The sequence below is a fragment of the Ruegeria sp. HKCCD7181 genome, assembly GCF_057221055.1.
Genome location: NZ_JBWVBC010000005.1, coordinates 173,616 through 191,938 on the forward strand (window position 1 = coordinate 173,616; position 18,323 = coordinate 191,938).

An 18,323-nucleotide genomic window follows, 5' to 3' on the forward strand; every position below is an offset into this window, starting at 1 on the left:
AGGCCAACCCATCAAAGGACTGCCCTCATGAAATTCTTCGTAGACACAGCCGAGATCGACGCCATCGCCGAACTGAACGATCTGGGCATGGTGGACGGCGTGACCACCAACCCGTCGCTGATCCTGAAATCGGGTCGTGACATTCTGGAAGTGACCAAGGAAATCTGTGATCTTGTCGACGGACCGGTTTCTGCCGAAGTTGTCGCGACCGAGGCGGACGACATGATCGCCGAAGGCCGCAAGCTGGCCAAGATCGCGCCGAACATCGCGGTCAAGGTGCCGCTCACCTGGGCTGGTTTGAAAACCTGTAAAACGCTGACCGACGAAGGTCAAATGGTCAACGTCACCCTCTGCTTCTCGACCAACCAGGCCATTCTTGCAGCCAAGGCGGGCGCGAGCTTCATCTCGCCCTTCATTGGTCGTCTGGACGACATCAACATGGACGGCATGGACCTGATCGCCGACATTCGTCAGGTCTACGACAACTATGGATTCGAAACCGAAATCCTGGCCGCGTCGATCCGCACCGTGAACCACGTAACCGACAGCGCCCGCATCGGCGCCGACGTTATCACCGCCCCACCTGCCGTGATCAAGAAGCTGGCCGACCACCCGCTCACCGACAAGGGCCTGGAAACCTTCTTGTCCGACTGGGCCAAGACCGGTCAGAAAATCCTCTGAACTGATTCACCACCGCGCGGCGCCAACAGGCTCCGCGCCCGGCCCACCTGAAAACCCTAATCCAATTATGGTTATTCAGGTGGGAGTCTATGCTGCCACAACACGCAACGAAATCCACTTTTGCGTGCATTTTTCCGAAGGAAATTCCGGCACAACATGCTATAAACCGCCAAAACAAAAAATAACCGGACGGGACATGAGCAGTAACTCGACACTCAAGGACAATCTCCGCGCCGCCATTCTGGCCGAACCGGATACCATTCTGGACGACAGGGACCTGATGCAGGCGCTTGTGGCCGCAAATGAACAGGCCAGGGGCGAAAACATAATCGACCTGCGCGGCATTGCCATGAAGCGGCTCGAAGACAGGCTTGGTCGCCTGGAAGACACCCACCGATCAGTGATTGCTGCTGCCTATGAGAATTTGGCCGGTACTAATCAGGTCCACCGCGCAATCTTGCGCCTTCTCGAACCAGTCGAGTTCGAGGATTTTCTGCGCACGCTCGGCAACGAGGTGACCGAAATCCTGCGAGTGGACAAAGTTACCTTGATTCTGGAAACTACTGCAGTGCGTGACGATCCGGCGGTCGACAAGCTCGACGGTGTCCTGAAGATCGTCGAGCCGGGTTTTATCGACCGTTACCTGACGCACGACCGGAACACCCCGGCCCGCGAAATCACCCTACGCGAAGTTCACCAGCCTAACCGCCAGATCTACGGCAATCAGATCAATAATCTGCGATCCGAAGCCTGTCTTAAATTGAATCTGGGACCGGGTCGGCTGCCTGGAATGATCGTAATGGGTGCCAGGGATCCTCGTCATTTTACTCCGCAACTTGGAACCGACCTTCTGGCCTTCTTTGCTGGCGTCTTTGAACGTTCGATGCGCCACTGGCTGTCGTGAGCCTGATCTCCCCAGCCTGCCGCGACGCGCTTCAGCGCTGGCTGGACAGTTTGGGGGCTCTGGCTGGGCGGTCAAAGAACACTCAAAATGCCTATTGCAGCGATGTCACCGAATTCCTGTCGTTTATGACTTTGTACTACAGCGAACGACAGGGCCTGGCCGCGCTGGAACGTGTCACGGTAACCGACATGCGTGCCTGGATGGCAGATCAGCGCGCCTCTGACGTGGGCGCGCGGTCATTGGCGCGAAAGCTCTCGGCCGTCAAAAGCTTCTACCGCTGGCTGGCAGAGCGCGAGGGATTCGAGCCTACGGCCGTTCTGTCCACCCGCGCGCCGAAGTTCACCAAGAAGCTACCCCGCCCCCTCGCCGAAGATGCCGCCCGAGCCATGATCGAAACAGTCGAGGCGCAATCCACCTCGGATTGGGTTGCCGCGCGGGACGTTGCAGTCGTTACGATACTATATGGCTGTGGCCTGCGGATTTCCGAAGCCCTGTCCCTGAAAGGCGCCGATGCACCCCTGCCAGAAACGTTGAGAATTCTGGGAAAGGGCGACAAAGAACGGATCGTGCCTGTTTTGCCAGCCGCACAGGCTGCAGTGAATCGCTATTTGCGCCTTTGCCCTCACCCTCAAGCCCCAGATGCGCCCCTGTTTCGCGGTGTACGTGGTGGCGCTCTGAACCCAAGAGCCATTCAGGGCGTAATGGCCAAAGCACGGATGCAGCTGGGTTTGCCAGCTACCGCCACGCCGCACGCCATGCGCCACAGTTTTGCTACTCATCTGCTGTCCGCAGGAGGCGATCTGCGCGCGATACAGGAACTGCTGGGTCACGCTTCTCTTTCCACCACTCAGACTTACACCGCCGTGGATACCGCGCGGTTGATGGAAGTCTATAACCGCGCCCATCCCAAAGCGTGAGACTAGGTAAAATGCAAACAGTTTCGGGACACTTAGCTGTCAACCGGCTTTTTGCTTTGCATCTGCTTCACGCATCGTACATGACACCTGCATGACACTCAGATTCAAAGCGCTTGCCGTCCACCTGTTCACTGCCACAGGCGCCGTTTTCGCAATGCTGGCCATGCTGGCCGCCGTCGAGGAAAAATGGAGCCTCATGTATTTGTGGCTGGTGGTTTCTTTTGTCGTGGACGGTATCGACGGTCCTCTGGCCCGCCAGTATCACGTCAAAAAGAACGCGCCCGAATTCGACGGCGTACTGTTGGATCTGATTATCGACTATCTGACTTATGTCTTCATTCCGGCATTTGCGCTGTTCAAGTCCGGGCTGATGGATGGTTGGACCGGCTGGTTTGCGATCATCGTGATAACATTTGCAAGCGCCATGTACTTTGCAGATACACGAATGAAAACAAAGGATAATTCCTTCTCCGGATTTCCCGGCTGCTGGAACATGTTCGTCGTCGTGATCTTCGCACTTGAACCCAATTTCTGGGTTATTCTGTCTCTGGTCACGCTTTTGTCGCTGGCGATGTTTCTGCCGCTGAAATTCGTCCATCCTGTCCGCACCGAACGTTGGCGCGCGCTGACCCTGCCAATGGCCTTCGCCTGGACCTTTTTTGCTGGCTGGGCGGCTTGGGTCGACTTTCACCCGGAAAGCTGGGCCCACTGGGGGCTGGTCGTCACCAGCCTCTATCTAGTCTCTGCTGGAATTGCGCAGCAGATCATCCCTCCGCGCAAAGCCTGATACCGGCGGTCTGGTTTACAGAACTTCCTGCACTTCAAATTCGGTCCCGTTGTGGGTGAATACGTCACCTTCTTGAAGGCCTGCCATAGCGAGATAGATGGGGCTTTGAGTCGAGATTCCCATATACGTCTTGCCGTCCGCATCGAACCGGGTTGTTGACACGCAGACGATAAACCGTCGGTTGTTGAATTTGATCACGGCGCCAGGTCTGACCGTATCGGTCACGCTGAAGTCGGTATTCTCAATCACATCAATCTTGGCATGGTGCGCGTGAACAGGCGCGTCAAACGCCGCTGCAAGATCAGCATTCTCGCGCGAGGCCGCAATGTCATCCTTGTCATGACCCTCGCGGTCGTCCAACTGAGAATCCTTCAAAAACGCATCATAATGGGCCTGTGCAGTCGCCAGTTCCTGTTCTTCCAGCGACATCAGGCGTTCAATGATGTTTTTCTTGCGCACAGCAGCGTCTGTTGGGCCAGTCATTCAAAACAGTCCTTCAAATTCAGTATCGGATATAGGTTGGAGATCGGACGCGCGGATTGCAATAGAAATCCTCTGTTCAGATCAACAGGCTCGCCGCGCCCTCGTGCCGCAACAGAGCGACCTTTGTCTCTACACCGCCCTGCCCTGAGAAACCGACCATACGGTCATCTGCACCGAGAACCCTGTGGCAGGGAATAATGATTGGAATAGGATTTCCGCCGCAGCCACGCCCGACCGCCTGCGCCGAATAGCCGAGCTCTTTCGCGATCTCGCCGTAAGTCCGTGTATCTCCAAACGGTATTGCGTTCATCGCATCGCACACACGGCGTTGGAACTCGGACCCCTTGATACGGTATGGCAGATCAAATCTCTGCAACCGTCCTTCATCATAGGCACGAAGCTGCGCCGCTGCCTCGCGCTGCAACGGGGAGTCCGGGTCACCTTCGGCACCGTCCCAAGTCAAGCCAATGATGGCCTCATCCTCTTCGACAATGCCCAAAAGTCCGAAACGGGTTTCTATCGCAATCAATCCCATTGGCGAATGCTGACAGAGGAGGCACTGATCCCGCAACCCGTTTTATGATTATCCGTTTTGTCTTTTGCTCTAGAACACGGAACAGCGCGGGGCTAGAACCTCATAAAAGGTTCTTCCCCGCACAACCCGAACAGTGTCAGCCCAACGCCTCGTCGCAGCGACCGCAAACACCGGCATGTGCGTGGCGGCCAACATCCGGCAGGATCTTCCAGCAACGCTGGCACTTGGCGCCGTCTGCCTTTTCGAACACCACACCCACGCCCTCGATCTCGGGTACACGGAATGCTTCGGCCGGGGCCGGATCGCCGGTGACGGTCAGGCCCGAGGTGATGCACATGTCGTCAACGTCAAATGTGCTTAGCAATGCACGCGTATCGGCATCTTCGACATGCACGATCGGCGCGGCTTCGAGGCTGGAACCGATCACCTTGTCCTGACGCTGAACTTCCAACGCGGCGGTCACGGCGCGGCGGACGCGGCGAATTTTGGCCATGTTGGTTTCCAGTTCCGCATCCCGCCACTCGGCAGGTGTTTCCGGGAAATCAACCAGATGGACCGAGCTGTCGTCGCCCGGGAATCGCTCCAGCCAGACCTCTTCCATGGTAAAGACCAGGATCGGGGCCAGCCAGGTGGTCAAGCGGTGGAACAGGATGTCCAGCACGGTACGAGCCGCTCGGCGACGCTCACTGTCACCATCGCAATAGAGCGCATCCTTGCGGACGTCGAAGTAGAACGACGACAAATCCACGGTGGCAAAAGTGAACACAGCACTGAACACACCCTGAAAATCGAACGAGGCATAGCCCTTGCGCACCTGCTCATCCAGATCGGCCAGACGGCTCAGCACCCAGCGTTCCAGCCGCGGCATATCCTCCGGGGCGACACGGTCGGCCTCGGTAAAGTCGGCCAGCGAGCCCAGCATGAACCGCATGGTGTTGCGCAGGCGGCGATAGCTGTCGGCGGTGCCTTTCAGAATCTCCGGCCCGATCCGCTGGTCTGCGGTGTAATCGGTCTGTGCCACCCACAGGCGTAGAATATCGGCGCCGTATTGCTTGACGACCTCTTCCGGCACGATGGTATTGCCCAGCGACTTGGACATCTTGTTGCCCTTGGCATCCAGTGTGAAGCCGTGGGTCACAACGTTGCGGTACGGTGCGCGACCCTTGGTGCCGCAGGCCTGCAGCATGGACGAGTGGAACCAACCGCGGTGCTGGTCGGTGCCTTCCATGTAGACGTCTGCGATACCATCCTCGGTGCCATCCTCACGATCACGCAGAACAAAGGCGTGGGTCGAACCCGAGTCGAACCACACATCCAGCACGTCGAACACCTGATCGTAGTCGTCCGGGTTGGCGAGGCCGTCGAGGATCTTCTCTTTGAAGCCGTCGGTGTACCAGATATCGGCGCCGTCTTTCTCGAACGCCGCCTTGATGCGAGCGTTCAGGTCTTCGTTGCGCAGCAGGTAATCCGCGTCGGTGGGCAAAGCCCCTTTCTTGGTGAAGCAGGTCAGCGGCACGCCCCAGGCGCGCTGGCGGGACAGAACCCAGTCCGGACGCGCTTCGATCATCGAATACAGGCGGTTGCGACCGGTCTGCGGGGTCCACTTTACAAGCTCGTCGATAGACCGCAGAGCGCGTTCGCGGATCGTATCCCCCATCTCGCCCATGCCGTCGTTCAGCTTTCGGTCGACAGAGGCAAACCACTGCGGCGTGTTGCGATAGATGATCGGCGCCTTCGAGCGCCACGAATGCGGATAGCTGTGCTTGATCTTGCCACGCGCGAGCAGCCCGCCAACTTCGACCAGCTTGTCGATGACGGCTTTGTTGGCGTCACCCTCACCGCTCTTGCGGGACAGGATGAACTTGCCGCCAAAGAACGGAAGATCGGCGCGGAAGCTGCCATCATCCATCACGTTATAGGTGATGACCTGCTCCAACATGCCCAGATCGCGATACAGCTCGAATTCTTCCATACCGTGCGAGGGCGCACAGTGGACGAAACCGGTGCCTTCAGTATCGGTCACGAATTCGGCAGCGCGGAAGTCGCGAATGTCATCCCATTCGCCATTGCCTCCCTCGGCCCCGGCCAGTGGGTGGGTCAGCTGGACGCCTGCCAGCTCATCGGTGGTCACGTCACGAACGCGGGTCCACTGGTCGTCGTTCAAACGGGCGCGGCCCAGCACGTCGGCGGCCAGATTGTCGGCCAGCAGGAACTTGTCGCCAACATTGGCCCAGCATTCGTCGGGCGCGCCAGTGACTTCGTACAAGCCGTAGGAGATGTCCTTGCCAAAAACGACCGCCTTGTTCGACGGCATCGTCCAAGGGGTGGTCGTCCAGATCACCACAAACGCGTCATCCAAATCGCCCGCATTCACAACCTTGAACTTCACCCAGATGGTGAAGCTTTCCTTGTCGTGATACTCGACCTCGGCCTCGGCCAGCGCAGTCTTTTCGATGGGCGACCACATCACGGGCTTCGAGCCCTGATAAAGCGTGCCGTTCATCAGGAACTTCATGAACTCGTCGGCGATCACGGCCTCGGCGTGATAATCCATCGTGATGTAGGGGTCGACCCAATTGCCGGTGATGCCCAGACGCTTGAACTCTTCGCGTTGGATGTCGATCCAGCCCTCGGCGAATTTGCGGCATTCCTGACGGAAATCGACGACGTTCACCTCGTCCTTGTTCTTACCCTTCTTGCGGTACTGCTCCTCGATCTTCCATTCGATCGGCAGGCCGTGGCAGTCCCAACCGGGCACATAGCGCGCATCAAAGCCCATCATCTGATGGGAGCGTACGATCATGTCCTTGATGGTCTTGTTCAGCGCGTGGCCGATATGCAGGTGACCGTTGGCGTAGGGCGGGCCATCGTGCAGGGTAAAGGGCGCGCGGCCCTCTTTTTCGCGCAGGCGGTCATAGACGCCGATGGTCTCCCAACGCTCCAACCATGCGGGCTCGCGCTTGGGCAAGCCAGCGCGCATTGGGAATTCGGTTTTGGGCAGGTTCAGCGTATCTTTGTAGTCAGGTGTCTGGGGCGTGTCGGCGCACATTGGGGGCGTCCTCAGGATGATCTTGTCGTGTATGGATCGAAGCGGTCAGTGCGAATTCTCAAGCACCTTTGCCCGGCGTCTCGCGATATCAGAGCGCCGGGGATATAATTCGAATAATGATGGCCAGACGGTCATGCATGGCCGCGCTTATAAGACGCCCACACCTAATGGTCCAGAGGTTCCGCCCCCTGCGGCGAATGGCGCAACTGAGCCCAGCGATTGAGCCACGCCAGCCCCGCCAGAGCGAGGCCCAGCGCCAGCAATGAGAAGACCCGGATCAAGCCGCCCAGCCCTGCGATATCGATCAGGAACACCTTTGCCACGGCCAGGCCGATTACGACCAACCCCGCCTTGCGCATAAAGTCCGAATTCCGGGCCAGCGACTGGTAGAACAGTGCAGCTCCGACCAACAGCAAAACCATCGTGTAGGTGTATAGTTCGGGCTGTGTGACGCCGTTGCCTTCATACATGCCTGAGGCACCCTGCCAGACGTGGCGGATCATCAACGCAAACCAGACGGCCGCAAGAGCCCCAGCGACACCGAAGCTGACCTGCCTGAGCCGGACAGGCATCGCCGTAATTCGCCAGGCAGAAAAACCGATGGCCAGCGCGGGCAAAAGGTAAGCAACCGCAAGTGTATTCACGATGGGCGGGCCCAAAACCGGGTCAGCGTATTGGGTCAGCAGCGGGTTTTGATCGGTTAGCGCCTCGATCAGACGGATCCCGCCATGCGCTGCGAAAAAAGCCGCCAGCAGGTAGCGCGCATAGTTCAGCTTGCCTCCCAACTCGAACCGTTGCACCTGAGCGAACGCCAACAGTAGCCAGATCACTGCCAGCAGCCCCAGCCCCCAGTGGCTGTTCGACGCTCCACCATCGCCGAACCCTTCGAGCCAACGCAAAAGCAGAAGAGAAAGCAGAATGCCTCCAGTCGCCCAGGCCGCGCTCTCAAGCAGTAACGCCGCAAGCGGGCGTGTCAGAGGTTTCAACAACCACCAGGCGATCAGGAAGCCTGCGACCGAGGCCGCGTAAACCAGTGTCATTTCGTGTATCGGAGCCGTGTTTGCCCAGTCGAGCCCTGGATCCAGAACAAGGCGCACCGTAACGGTGAAGACACCTGCCCAGATGAACCAGCTCATCGGCGGCAATGTGAACTTCCGGTCCAGTGCAGCGGCCACGACAATCATAACCACCAGCGCAATTGTCAGCGCTGCTGAGCTCATTACGATGACACACGCAAAAGTCAGACAAGAAAGCGCCGATAATGTCGCAAGCGATGCGCGCATCCGGTTCTCTCTATCGACGCGCGCGAAACGCTCTGCCAGCACGACCATCAGAGCGCCCAACGCAATCGCGTGCAATGCCCAGGGGTAAGCCCCGATCACCGATGCCGGATCCCAACCGACCTCCAAAGCGATCGCCATCAAGGGTGCAAATAGCGCCGAAGCACCTGCCCAAATCGCCGCGTATTGCATCGCGCCGAAAGACCTCCAGGCCGCGAGAACACTGACCAGAGCGCCCAGCGCAACCAGCACTGTTATCACTAACGGATAGTCCGCCTCGGCGGTGACCGCATAGGTTTCCGAAAAGACCCGTTCGACGGTGCCGCCATACATCCCATGGGCCAGGACGAACCAGACAAGACCGACAGCAGGAAACAAGCTGATATCCTGCAATGCCGGAGCATTCCTTGCCCACACGACCAAGGCCAACACGAGCGTAGTGAACAGACAAATCGTCAGCCAGAACTCAGCTTGGGAATCCGCCCAATGCAATGACAGGATCACGGAACTGGCAGCGGTTGCGCCAAAGGCCAAACGGGTAGGAAACTCAGGCCACGCAGCGCCCTTTTTCCGTCGGGCGATCTCGAAGACCATTGGGCCCGCGTGGTCAGGCCACACCCGTCGCGACGGAATCGAAATTGTGATCAGTGCTAAGGCCGTCACGCAGACAAGATACCCCGGCTCAGTCACAGGTGAAGGCAGCACCAGCAGCAAAGAAGCAGTATAGGCCCCGAACAGTGTCAGTACCGACACCCACGCCCAGCGACGAACCGTGTCAATTCCCAGGCCAAAAACGGCGACAACGAAGAAATAGGCGTACAGCCAGCTGGGGTTATCCGAGGCACCGCCTACGACGAAGGGTGCGGCATAGGCACCAATCAATCCAACGGCGGCCAGCAGCGGCCCATGGAACCAGCCCAGAACCAGACCGACCAGCGCGATGACAACCATTCCCGTCAATGCTGCTTCGGCTCCGATAAGGTTGTATAATTGGCGAGCGGCCAACACACCGCCGAACAAGGTCACCAGACCAGCGCCGGAAAACACAGACGGCAGGTAGGCCGTGGCCGATGCTTCGTCATCGCCGAAACGGCGGCGCACAATTTCACCAGCAATAATCAAAACTGCGCCAAACCCCAGCGACGCCAAAACGCGTGCCGTTGGCGGGAGCAGTCCATTTTCGACGCCGTACTGGACCAAGAATATGCCAGCGAGGGCCAAAGACAGCGCGGACACCGCATAAAACCAGTTTTCGCGCAACCACACGCCCAGTGCGGCTAGGCGGTCTTCTCGCAAAACGATCGCCGCTGGGGGACCATCTGACGGGTCAGGCGACAGGTCTCGATCCTGTTGTGTTCTATCCGGTTCCGTCGATTTCGCGAATTTCGGTGCTGACCAAGGAGCAGGTCGGGGTTTATCTGTGCTCGTCAGGGATGTGTCCGGCGCAGGAGTCATCTGCGGCCGCCTCACCTCCGGGACGTCTGATCCGGCCTGGGCCTGATGCGCAATCCGCCGTTCGAGCTGTTCAATCCGTTTTCGCAATCGAGATTGCCCGATCAACAGGGCAATAATCGAAACCGGGATGGCCAGGACGATCAGGCCAACAATGCCAAGCATAAAATCCAAGTATCACCTCCGGACGAAACAGGTGTCAGATTAACCCGGTGCCGACGTGGGCAATAGTCCGGAAATTCTTACAAAATCAGCCTGTTGCCTACCAACCTATGTCAGACCCATGAAATGTCCGGTCGTGACAGCATAATCCAGAGAATGGTCAAGACCGCCAGAAAAGCGGGGACGCCGCAGGCAAACCAGATGCGAAACAGCCGTTGGTATTCAATAGGTAAAGGAGCGTTTTGGCTTGCGGCCTTCTGTGCAAGTCCACGTAGTTTCGTCTGTATCCAGACCACTGGCAGCCAGAATAAACCGGTCAGGACATAGAGCGAAAGGGACAGCATGATCCAACCTTCGGTAAGACTCCAACCCAACCGCCAAGCCAATAGGGCACCAGTTATCGGTTGCAGGATTACGGCAGTCGCTGTGAAAAGCAGATCGGCCAACACTACGACACCCGCTGTGTGCGCGATGATACGTGGATTCCCGCTGCGATTGGCCATAAGCATGAAGAACGCGATACCTGCTCCGGTACCCAGCAGAACGCAGGCGCCAATCACATGCAACCAGCGCAATAGCAAAACCCAATCCATTTAGCGGCTTTCCAACAATGAGCGCACAAAAAGCGCTAGCAGAACTGCCGGCAGGATCTTGACCAACGGCCCCAGTGGGTCCGCCCACAAAGATGGAACTGTGATCGTTGCCGCAAGCAAATAGAACAGTGCGACAGCTGCTTGTGCCAGACACACTCGCGCTGCCCAGGGACGCCACAGTAGGCCCAGCCCAAGCGCGATATCCACAAAGGACCAGAAAACCACACTGATTTTTGCCCAAGCCATTGACCATCCTACGCGGGTCAGTACATCGGCTGCCTGCGTCAGTTTCGTTAAGCCAAACACACCTGACAACAGCCAGAACAGGGACAACACGCCAATCGCAAGCGGCATGAGCACACTCATCCGCGCGGAAAGGCGATGCTCGCGCCCGCAGATGAAGCCATCATAAATCTGACGCAACGAGGCTATTCGACGCCCCGAGGCCATACGATAAGGTTCGGGATCGCCGGTAACCCCGTGCGCCATCACCGACATCGCCGTGCTGCGCAGCGGCGAGCGCCATCCTATCCGGCCCAATAAATCCGCCCCGGCTGCGATGCCGTGTGTAAAAATGGGTGGAACGTTCAGGATCAAACGCGCGGCAGGAAACCCCAGCCACTGACGCGTCTCAGACAAAACCTCGGACAGAGTGTGAGTTTTTTCTTCTATAAGATCATAATTGCCCGGAGGGATATCAGAACAGACTGCCAGAACGATGGCATCACACAGATCGTCCATTCCGACGCAGTGCACGGGCGTTTCGGGATAAGCAATCGGTTGCACCAGCGGAACTGCTGCCAACATTCGCAACAAAGCCGTTCCGCCATAGTCGCTTTGCCCAATGACGAGGCCGGGCTTCAGTAACCAAAATCGAACACCGCTGGTGCGCAGCGCCGCGTCTCCTGCAGCTTTGGTTTGCATGAAATCGGTCGGTGCGTCCGGTTCGGCGCCAATTGCCGAGATTTGAACGACCGCAATGTCGCTTTCTGCACAGGCCTTACCCAATGCCTCAATGGCTGTGTGATGCACGGCCTCAAGATCATCCCGCAAACCGTCTTGTAGCGCACCCGCGCAATTCACTACCACATCAACATTGGTCAAGGCGTCGCGCCAATCACTGGCGACCAAAAATTCTCGCAGGTCGCCCTGAATCAGAGGTATCCCGGGTAAAACCCGACGACCGATTTCAGGGTTTCTGGCCATACCGGTCACACGGGCGCCCCCGGCCTTCAAAGCGCGCGTGACCGCGGCACCGATGAACCCATAAGCGCCCAATACCAATACACTTTTGTCACGCAAACTCTGACCCGGCATGACAACCTGATCCTCTTTTTTGCGCAACAGTAGCGGATCCTGTTTCACGGGCCAGTGCAGTTTCACCCTCTGCGACAACAGCACTCTTCAGGGGTGGAACAGGGATCCAACCATATAGGCGATCAGGGCTGCCGCCCCACCGATCACAAAGGTCTCAAGCCCCGAACGCCACCAAGGTGCCAGGGACCAATGGCTCTTTAGTGCTCCAATGGCGAAAAAGACACCCATCGTCATCCAAGCCGAAACGGCAAATGCCCTGTCAAAGGATATTAAGAACGGCAACAAGGGAATCATACCAGCCACCAGAAACGCAAAAAAAGTTGCCATCGCTGCTTTGATGGGGTGCGGGTCGACGCTGCCCAGCCCATATTCGCCCTCGATCATCAGATTGACCCAGTTGTCGCGATTGGCCGTGATTGCTTCGGTCGCATCGTCCAAAACCTGACCAGACAAGCCCTTTTGAAGCAGAATCTCGCGAACCTCATTTCGTTCGCCGTCTGGGTAAAGATGGATATGGCGCTCTTCGATGGCACGTATTCGATGGATATTGTCCGCTTCGGCTTTGGTTGCCGAGTAATTTCCTGCGGCCATCGAAAATCCATCTGCCAGCACATTGGCCAAGCCCAACGCCACGATCACAAAGGGTGAAAGGCCTGCTCCTGCCACTCCCGCGACGATAGCGAAGGTGGTGACCGACCCGTCGATGCCGCCGTAAACCACATCGCGAAGTACACCCCTACCGGGCGGCGCATTGATCCGCGCGGCAATTTCCTGCTGGCTGTGGCCGTGATCGGTCATGGCTGGCTCCGTCCCGGTTATGCCGGTTCAGCCTGACCATGACTTTGCGTCAGATCAAGTCTTCGAGAAAAGCCCACCCAAAGCCCGTTTGATCATCACGCGAGTCGAAGGTTTGTGCCGGTCGGAAAAGGGCAGCGGTCGACAGACCTCCATTGCCGCGACACCGACACGGGCGCTGAGTGCACCATTGACCAGCCCTTCGCCAAACCGGCGCGACAGTTTGCTGAGAACCGATCCGCCCAGAATGGGCTCCAACAGATCATCGCCGACGGCGACCGCCCCGGTCGCCACCAGATGCACAAAGACCGCTCGGGTCAGCCGCCAGCTGCCCAGAAACCCCGCGCGCCCCCCGTAAATCTCGGCAATTCGTCGGATCATTCGAAGCGAGGCTGCCAGAGCCGTCACAACGTCTGCAAGGGCCAGGGGAACCAGGGCAGTCACGGTTGCCACCTGTCTGGCGGCGGCCTCCACCTCACGACTGGCGGCGGCGTCCAAAGGGGCCAACACTTCGTCCTCGGCCAGGGTCAAAAGGGTCGAGGCATCGAATTGTTCCCCCATCCGTTCGCTCAGACGCTCTCGGCCCCACTGCGTTTCTTCGCGTCCTTTGTAGAAAGAAATCAGCCTGTTCGTAACAGCGCGGGCTTGCGCAAGGTCTTCCTCGGCCAAGGCTGTATCTGCCGCGCGGCGCATCCCATCCACGCGCGATAAGCGACCGATAGCGGCCAGTTCGCGCAGTGCTATTATTAGGGCCACCAGCAACAGCGCGGCGATTAAGCCGGTAACAACTCCACCCAATACCGGCGAGCGGTTCAACAGCGACGTCGCAAAATCCCAGGCTGCGACAGAGACAACTGCACCAATGACGGCCAGCGCCAGCCCCCAGAACCAACGCGACAGCATGGACGGTTTGCGCGCGGCCAGACGTGCTGCTCCCTGCATTGCTGCCCCCCGAGGCGGCGCTGTGTCCGGCACCGGCGGTGCCTGCGACACATCAACAATGGGCGCGTCATCTTCGAGGTCGATCAAGACGGGACCTTTAGCCATTGGCAACCTCCTCGCGGCACCAGACATATTTGATATCAGGCAGGTTTTCATCGTTATCAGATCCGTCACTGCGCGCGACCTCGACGAATCCGTTGCCTTCATAAAACCGACGCGCCGGATCGTTGGCCTGAAACGCAAAGAGCGACAACTGTGATTGGACTGACTTTGCGTGTTGCAGCAGCTGTTGACCAATCCCTTGCCCACGTGCCGATGCCGTCAGATACAATGAGTGAATCTCCTGACCGTTGAGAGCCAGAAATCCGACCACACCGGCGTCGGTCTCGGCCACGGTGACCCAACCCTGGTCGATCATCCTACCGCAAAAGGCAATGGTCTCCGCGCACGTGTGCAGTTCTGGCATCCACGGGTTTTCCCGAGCGAAGGCATGCAGGATTTCACCCGTGCGACCGGCATCCGTGCTGCGAGCTTGACGAAGACTTACGTTCACAGACGGTCTCCAATCAGAAATTGGGCAGCCCGGTCCAGTCGAATATGCGGCGGGCCGTCACCGGGTTGTAGCGTAAGGGGTGCAAGAGCAAAGGCCATGAATCCAAAATCCTCGCCCAGCCACGCATCCGCCCCGTTCCTTGCGGGCCCCAGCAGGTGCGAGGGGTCTTCGGGTAGCTCACCGGGATAAAAAGCCGCTTGTTTGCCGCTGTCCAGCAGGGTGCCGCGAACACAAGGCAATTCAATCCCATTGTGGTTTCGCATCTCTTCTGTCGTGGCCCGCAGAGCCGCCAGCGAAAGCGCTGCAGTTTCCGCGCGGGCAAAGCTTGCTCGGTCGCGGGCTTCGCGGGTCAGGGCTTCCATGATGGCGGTCAGGCGCGGATGCTGCAGATGGTGCAGATGGTCAGCCTTGGTGGCGGCAAAGAGGATGCGTTCGACCCGTTTTCCCAGCAACAGCTGGCTGAGCCACGCATTTCGTCCAGGGCGGAACGCGGCCAGAATATCTGCCATAGCCCGGCGCATATCTTCGACTGCCTGCGGCCCCTTGTGGATCCCGCCAAGTGCATCGACCAGCACGACCTGCCGGTCAATTCGCGCAAAATGATCCCCGAAGAAAGGTTTGACGACCTGCGCCTTGTATGCCTCGTAACGGCGTTCCATTTCGCGCTGCAACGTGCGACGACGGGACGGTCCAGAAACTGGAAGCGGGGCGAAGGTCAATACCGGTGACCCCGCCAGATCACCGGGCAAAAGGAACCGCCCGGGAGTGCAGTCGTAAAACCCGGCTTCGCGCGCGGCGTTCAGGTAGTTCGTGAAGCCGAGCGCCAGTCTTTGTGCCGTGGGTTCATCATGCGTCCCCGCGGGATCAGCGGCGTGTACGTTTGCAAGAAACTTTTTTGCTTGCTGACGGTTTTCGATCCGCGCCAGGGTGTCCTTTGACCAATCAGCATAGGATTTATCTAACAAAGCAAGGTCCAACAGCCATTCGCCCGGATAATCCACGATATCCAGATGGATCGTCCGCGGCCCTTGCAAACCAGACAGCAGACCGCCGGGTTGAACTTTGAAGGACAGGCGCAGCTCTGACACTGCGCGCGTGCTGTCCGGCCAGTGTGGAGACGGCCCGGTCAAGGCCGATAGATGCGTCTCGTAGTCGAAACGGGGCACGGTGTCGTCAGGCTGAGGTTGCAGATAGGCCGCTCTAATCCGCCCTTCTTGCTGAGCGACAAGACCGGTCATGCGCCCCCGGTCCAACAGGTTGGCAACCAGTGACGTGATGAACACGGTCTTGCCAGATCGTGCCAGCCCTGTGACTCCCAGCCGGATAACCGGCTCGAAGAACGTCTCGGACACGCTGTCGCCGATGGATTCCGCACCGCGCACAAGACTGTCTGCCAGTGATGAGATGACCAAACTGTCGCCCCGCAATTATTGTTTCATCCAAGATAGGTAGAGGTCGCAGAGGTTGCCAGCGCTTTTGGCCTCTTGCCCGACTGCGCGGACCGCGATACCAGCGCCTCATGCCAAGATTTGCGTTGAAAGTTGAATATCAGGGGGAACCGTTTGCCGGATGGCAGCGGCAAAAGGACCTGCCATCGGTTCAGGGCGCCATTGAAGAAGCCCTGTCGCGCATTCAGCCGGGTGAACATACTATTGCTGCGGCCGGACGTACCGACGCTGGTGTGCATGCGTTGGGACAGGTGGCTCATTGTGATTTGGTCAAGAATTGGGAACCGTTTCGCTTGTCCGAGGCACTGAATTACCACCTCAAGCCGCAACCGGTCGCAATCGTGAAGGCCGCACGTGTTGACGACGACTGGCACGCGCGTTTTTCGGCGGTCGAGCGGCAATACCTGTTCCGTATCCTGATGCGCCGCGCACCTGCGACTCACGACAAAGGTCAGGTTTGGCGAATCAACCACCAGCTGGATATTGAGGCAATGCAGCAGGGCGCGAATATGTTGATCGGGCGCCACGATTTCACAACTTTCCGTTCGTCGATTTGTCAGGCCGCCAGCCCCGTCAAAACTTTGGACGAGTTGAAGGTTGAACAGGTCGAAGGCTTTTCAGGACCCGAGATGCACTTCCACGTCCGCGCCCGATCCTTCCTGCACAACCAAGTGCGCAGCTTCGTTGGAACACTTGAGCGCGTCGGCGCGGGTGCATGGACTCCTGAAGATGTCAGAAATGCACTGGAAGCAACTGACCGCGCGGCCTGCGGGCCTGTTTGTCCGCCGCAAGGCTTGTACCTGGCGCGGGTGGGATATCCGGAACCAGTGTTCTAGAGCGTTCGCAGCAGCAATCCACCGGCAATCACGGCGATCAGCAGTCCCGCCACCAATTCAATTGTCGGAGCCAGCACGGACGCAAATCGCGTCGCAGATGCCGAGGCCAGCAACCCGCCGCGCAACCCGAACGAGGTCCAGCCGACCAGAGTCGTGACTGTTGCCGTACCCAGGGCCATCGCGAAGGCTCCGGCAATACCCACCATCGCGATGCCCATTTGCCAGGTCAGGATAAGAACGAACAAGGCCCCCGTGCAAGGCCGCACGGCGATACCTGCGATCAGAATAAGGGCTTCGCGCAGGCTGCCAACATTGGCGACTTCTTCGGGGCTGGGACCGTGGCGGTGACCGCAATCCGAACAAACATCGTCGTCATGATGATGGTGGTCGTGATCATGGTGATGATGATCCTGATGCGCGTGGACAGTTTCAATGTGGTGTCGCCTTGCAAAGCCTCGAACCGCACGAAAAACCAGCCAAAGGCCAATCGCCGCAATGGCTGCGTAGCTGATCGGGGCCATCACCTGCTCGGTCGCGCCGACAAGGCTCTGTCGGGACATCTGAAAGACCAATATGCCGGCGTAGACCAGAACGACTGCGGTGACGGCCTGACCGAGACTGGACAAAACGCTGATCGCGGACAAGCGCCAGAAGGCGACGCGACGGCCCAGCCCATACCCCCCGATCAGGACCTTGCCGTGGCCGGGGCCGATGGCGTGAAAGAATCCGTAGGCAAAACAGACGCTCAGCAGAGTTGCGACAGCTTCCGGCTGTTCGGCGCGGGCGGCTCTGAGGGATCGCGCAATCTCGTTCTGAAAATCGCGCTGCTCTCCGGCAGCCCAGGCTGCGAGGCTGTCAAACCCACCGCTACCCCAGAACCAGAGGAGCAGGCCGCAGGCGATGGCGACCGGAACAATCAGGTATCTGGACATGAAACGCGGATCTCTGTTGCAAAGCTTTCACCGACCAGAGGGATATCGTTCTCTTCAAGGTCGTAATCCGCATCTAGCGTAAGCAGGAACGCCTGCATCTGCGCCAGTTGTCCATCAATGTCCGGTTCAAACCGGTCAATCGTACAGGAAACCGAACCCGAAACTGTAACCGGGCGCGTGATTTCGTAGGCAGTGTAAAAGCTTTCGTCAAAAGCTTTGGCTGAAAGGGCAGACGTCTGGACTGGGCCGTCACTGACTGCACGCAGATGGCTTGACACAATGCGGCCATCTTCAGTCGTGGCTGATGGCTCCATAGGGCCGGACAACACAACAGGCTGGCCATCTGAAAACACAACCAGATCTCCGTTGTACCCTTCAACCCACTGGGTATCGAACCCGGCCAGAAGTTGCCGCTCTGCCGGTGTCAGCTGACCATCACCATCCTGATCCAGCTTCATGTCTTCCAGAACCAGCAGCGAGTAAAAGTCATCATAGGCCCAAGTCACACGGACATGTGTCAAGTGACCGGCCTCATCCACGATAAATTCCAGTCCGGTGTCTATGAAGACATGCGGATGGGCCAAAACGGGCAGAGGAACACAGCAAGTCAGGAACGGTATCATCCAACGCATGGCGGAAAGATAGGGCCTGCCACTG

At 58.3% G+C, this 18,323-nt stretch carries 17 protein-coding genes; 5 read left to right on the plus strand and 12 right to left on the minus strand.

The window, feature by feature from the left end; genetic code table 11:
- Positions 1-27 precede the first annotated feature (27 nt).
- From fsa to AC2TCY_RS12055, 4 genes are all read left to right on the plus strand, one after another.
- A complete protein-coding gene (fsa, locus tag AC2TCY_RS12040; RefSeq protein ID WP_480847695.1) occupies positions 28-681 on the plus strand; it encodes a fructose-6-phosphate aldolase in 654 nt (217 codons plus the stop codon).
- 196 nt (positions 682-877) lie between these two features.
- Positions 878-1,585: a DUF484 family protein gene (locus tag AC2TCY_RS12045; protein WP_480847696.1), complete on the plus strand. Its 708-nt coding sequence runs from the start codon at positions 878-880 to the stop codon at positions 1,583-1,585.
- Complete coding sequence (locus AC2TCY_RS12050) at positions 1,582-2,502, plus strand: tyrosine recombinase XerC (protein ID WP_480847697.1); 921 nt, start codon at positions 1,582-1,584, stop codon at positions 2,500-2,502. The genes AC2TCY_RS12045 and AC2TCY_RS12050 overlap by 4 nt, the downstream gene beginning before the upstream one ends.
- A 91-nt stretch (positions 2,503-2,593) precedes the next feature.
- Positions 2,594-3,289: a CDP-alcohol phosphatidyltransferase family protein gene (locus AC2TCY_RS12055; protein ID WP_480847698.1), complete on the plus strand. Its 696-nt coding sequence runs from the start codon at positions 2,594-2,596 to the stop codon at positions 3,287-3,289.
- A 15-nt stretch (positions 3,290-3,304) separates the two neighbouring features.
- Here AC2TCY_RS12055 and AC2TCY_RS12060 read toward each other — a convergent pair whose 3' ends face one another.
- From AC2TCY_RS12060 to AC2TCY_RS12105, 10 genes are all read right to left on the minus strand, one after another.
- Positions 3,305-3,772, minus strand: a complete 468-nt coding sequence (locus AC2TCY_RS12060) for a hypothetical protein (RefSeq protein ID WP_480847699.1) — start codon at positions 3,770-3,772, stop codon at positions 3,305-3,307.
- A gap of 76 nt (positions 3,773-3,848) precedes the next feature.
- Positions 3,849-4,307 carry a methylated-DNA--[protein]-cysteine S-methyltransferase gene (locus tag AC2TCY_RS12065; protein WP_480847700.1) on the minus strand — a complete coding sequence of 153 codons (459 nt, stop codon included), beginning with the start codon at positions 4,305-4,307 and terminating at the stop codon, positions 3,849-3,851.
- 136 nt (positions 4,308-4,443) lie between these two features.
- On the minus strand, positions 4,444-7,356 hold the full coding sequence (ileS, locus tag AC2TCY_RS12070) for an isoleucine--tRNA ligase (RefSeq protein ID WP_480847701.1): 2,913 nt from the start codon (positions 7,354-7,356) through the stop codon (positions 4,444-4,446).
- Between the two features lie 164 nt (positions 7,357-7,520).
- On the minus strand, positions 7,521-10,253 hold the full coding sequence (locus AC2TCY_RS12075; RefSeq protein WP_480847871.1) for a DUF2339 domain-containing protein: 2,733 nt from the start codon (positions 10,251-10,253) through the stop codon (positions 7,521-7,523).
- Positions 10,254-10,363: 110 nt separating this feature from the next.
- Positions 10,364-10,843, minus strand: a complete 480-nt coding sequence (locus AC2TCY_RS12080) for a DUF2269 family protein (RefSeq protein ID WP_480847702.1) — start codon at positions 10,841-10,843, stop codon at positions 10,364-10,366.
- Positions 10,844-12,187, minus strand: a complete 1,344-nt coding sequence (locus tag AC2TCY_RS12085) for an SDR family oxidoreductase (protein WP_480847703.1) — start codon at positions 12,185-12,187, stop codon at positions 10,844-10,846.
- A 60-nt stretch (positions 12,188-12,247) separates the two neighbouring features.
- On the minus strand, positions 12,248-12,958 hold the full coding sequence (locus AC2TCY_RS12090) for a VIT1/CCC1 transporter family protein (RefSeq protein WP_480847704.1): 711 nt from the start codon (positions 12,956-12,958) through the stop codon (positions 12,248-12,250).
- Between the two features lie 54 nt (positions 12,959-13,012).
- Positions 13,013-14,002 carry a YcjF family protein gene (locus AC2TCY_RS12095; RefSeq protein ID WP_480847705.1) on the minus strand — a complete coding sequence of 330 codons (990 nt, stop codon included), beginning with the start codon at positions 14,000-14,002 and terminating at the stop codon, positions 13,013-13,015.
- Positions 13,995-14,450, minus strand: a complete 456-nt coding sequence (locus AC2TCY_RS12100; RefSeq protein WP_480847706.1) for an N-acetyltransferase family protein — start codon at positions 14,448-14,450, stop codon at positions 13,995-13,997. Before AC2TCY_RS12100 ends, AC2TCY_RS12095 begins: the two co-directional genes overlap by 8 nt.
- Positions 14,447-15,862, minus strand: a complete 1,416-nt coding sequence (locus tag AC2TCY_RS12105; protein ID WP_480847707.1) for a YcjX family GTP-binding protein — start codon at positions 15,860-15,862, stop codon at positions 14,447-14,449. The genes AC2TCY_RS12100 and AC2TCY_RS12105 overlap by 4 nt, the downstream gene beginning before the upstream one ends.
- Positions 15,863-15,969: 107 nt before the next feature.
- On the opposite strand from AC2TCY_RS12105, the gene truA reads away from it, so the two are divergent.
- Positions 15,970-16,734: a tRNA pseudouridine(38-40) synthase TruA gene (truA, locus tag AC2TCY_RS12110; protein ID WP_480847708.1), complete on the plus strand. Its 765-nt coding sequence runs from the start codon at positions 15,970-15,972 to the stop codon at positions 16,732-16,734.
- On the opposite strand, the gene AC2TCY_RS12115 is transcribed toward truA, so the two are convergent.
- Together AC2TCY_RS12115 and AC2TCY_RS12120 are read right to left on the minus strand one after the other, a co-directional pair.
- Entirely contained in the window at positions 16,731-17,666 is a 936-nt protein-coding gene (locus AC2TCY_RS12115) for a nickel/cobalt transporter (RefSeq protein ID WP_480847709.1), read from the minus strand. The genes truA and AC2TCY_RS12115 overlap by 4 nt on opposite strands.
- Positions 17,651-18,298, minus strand: coding sequence for a DUF1007 family protein (locus tag AC2TCY_RS12120; protein ID WP_480847710.1), 648 nt, complete (start codon positions 18,296-18,298; stop codon positions 17,651-17,653). The genes AC2TCY_RS12115 and AC2TCY_RS12120 overlap by 16 nt, the downstream gene beginning before the upstream one ends.
- Between the last annotated feature and the right edge of the window lie 25 nt (positions 18,299-18,323).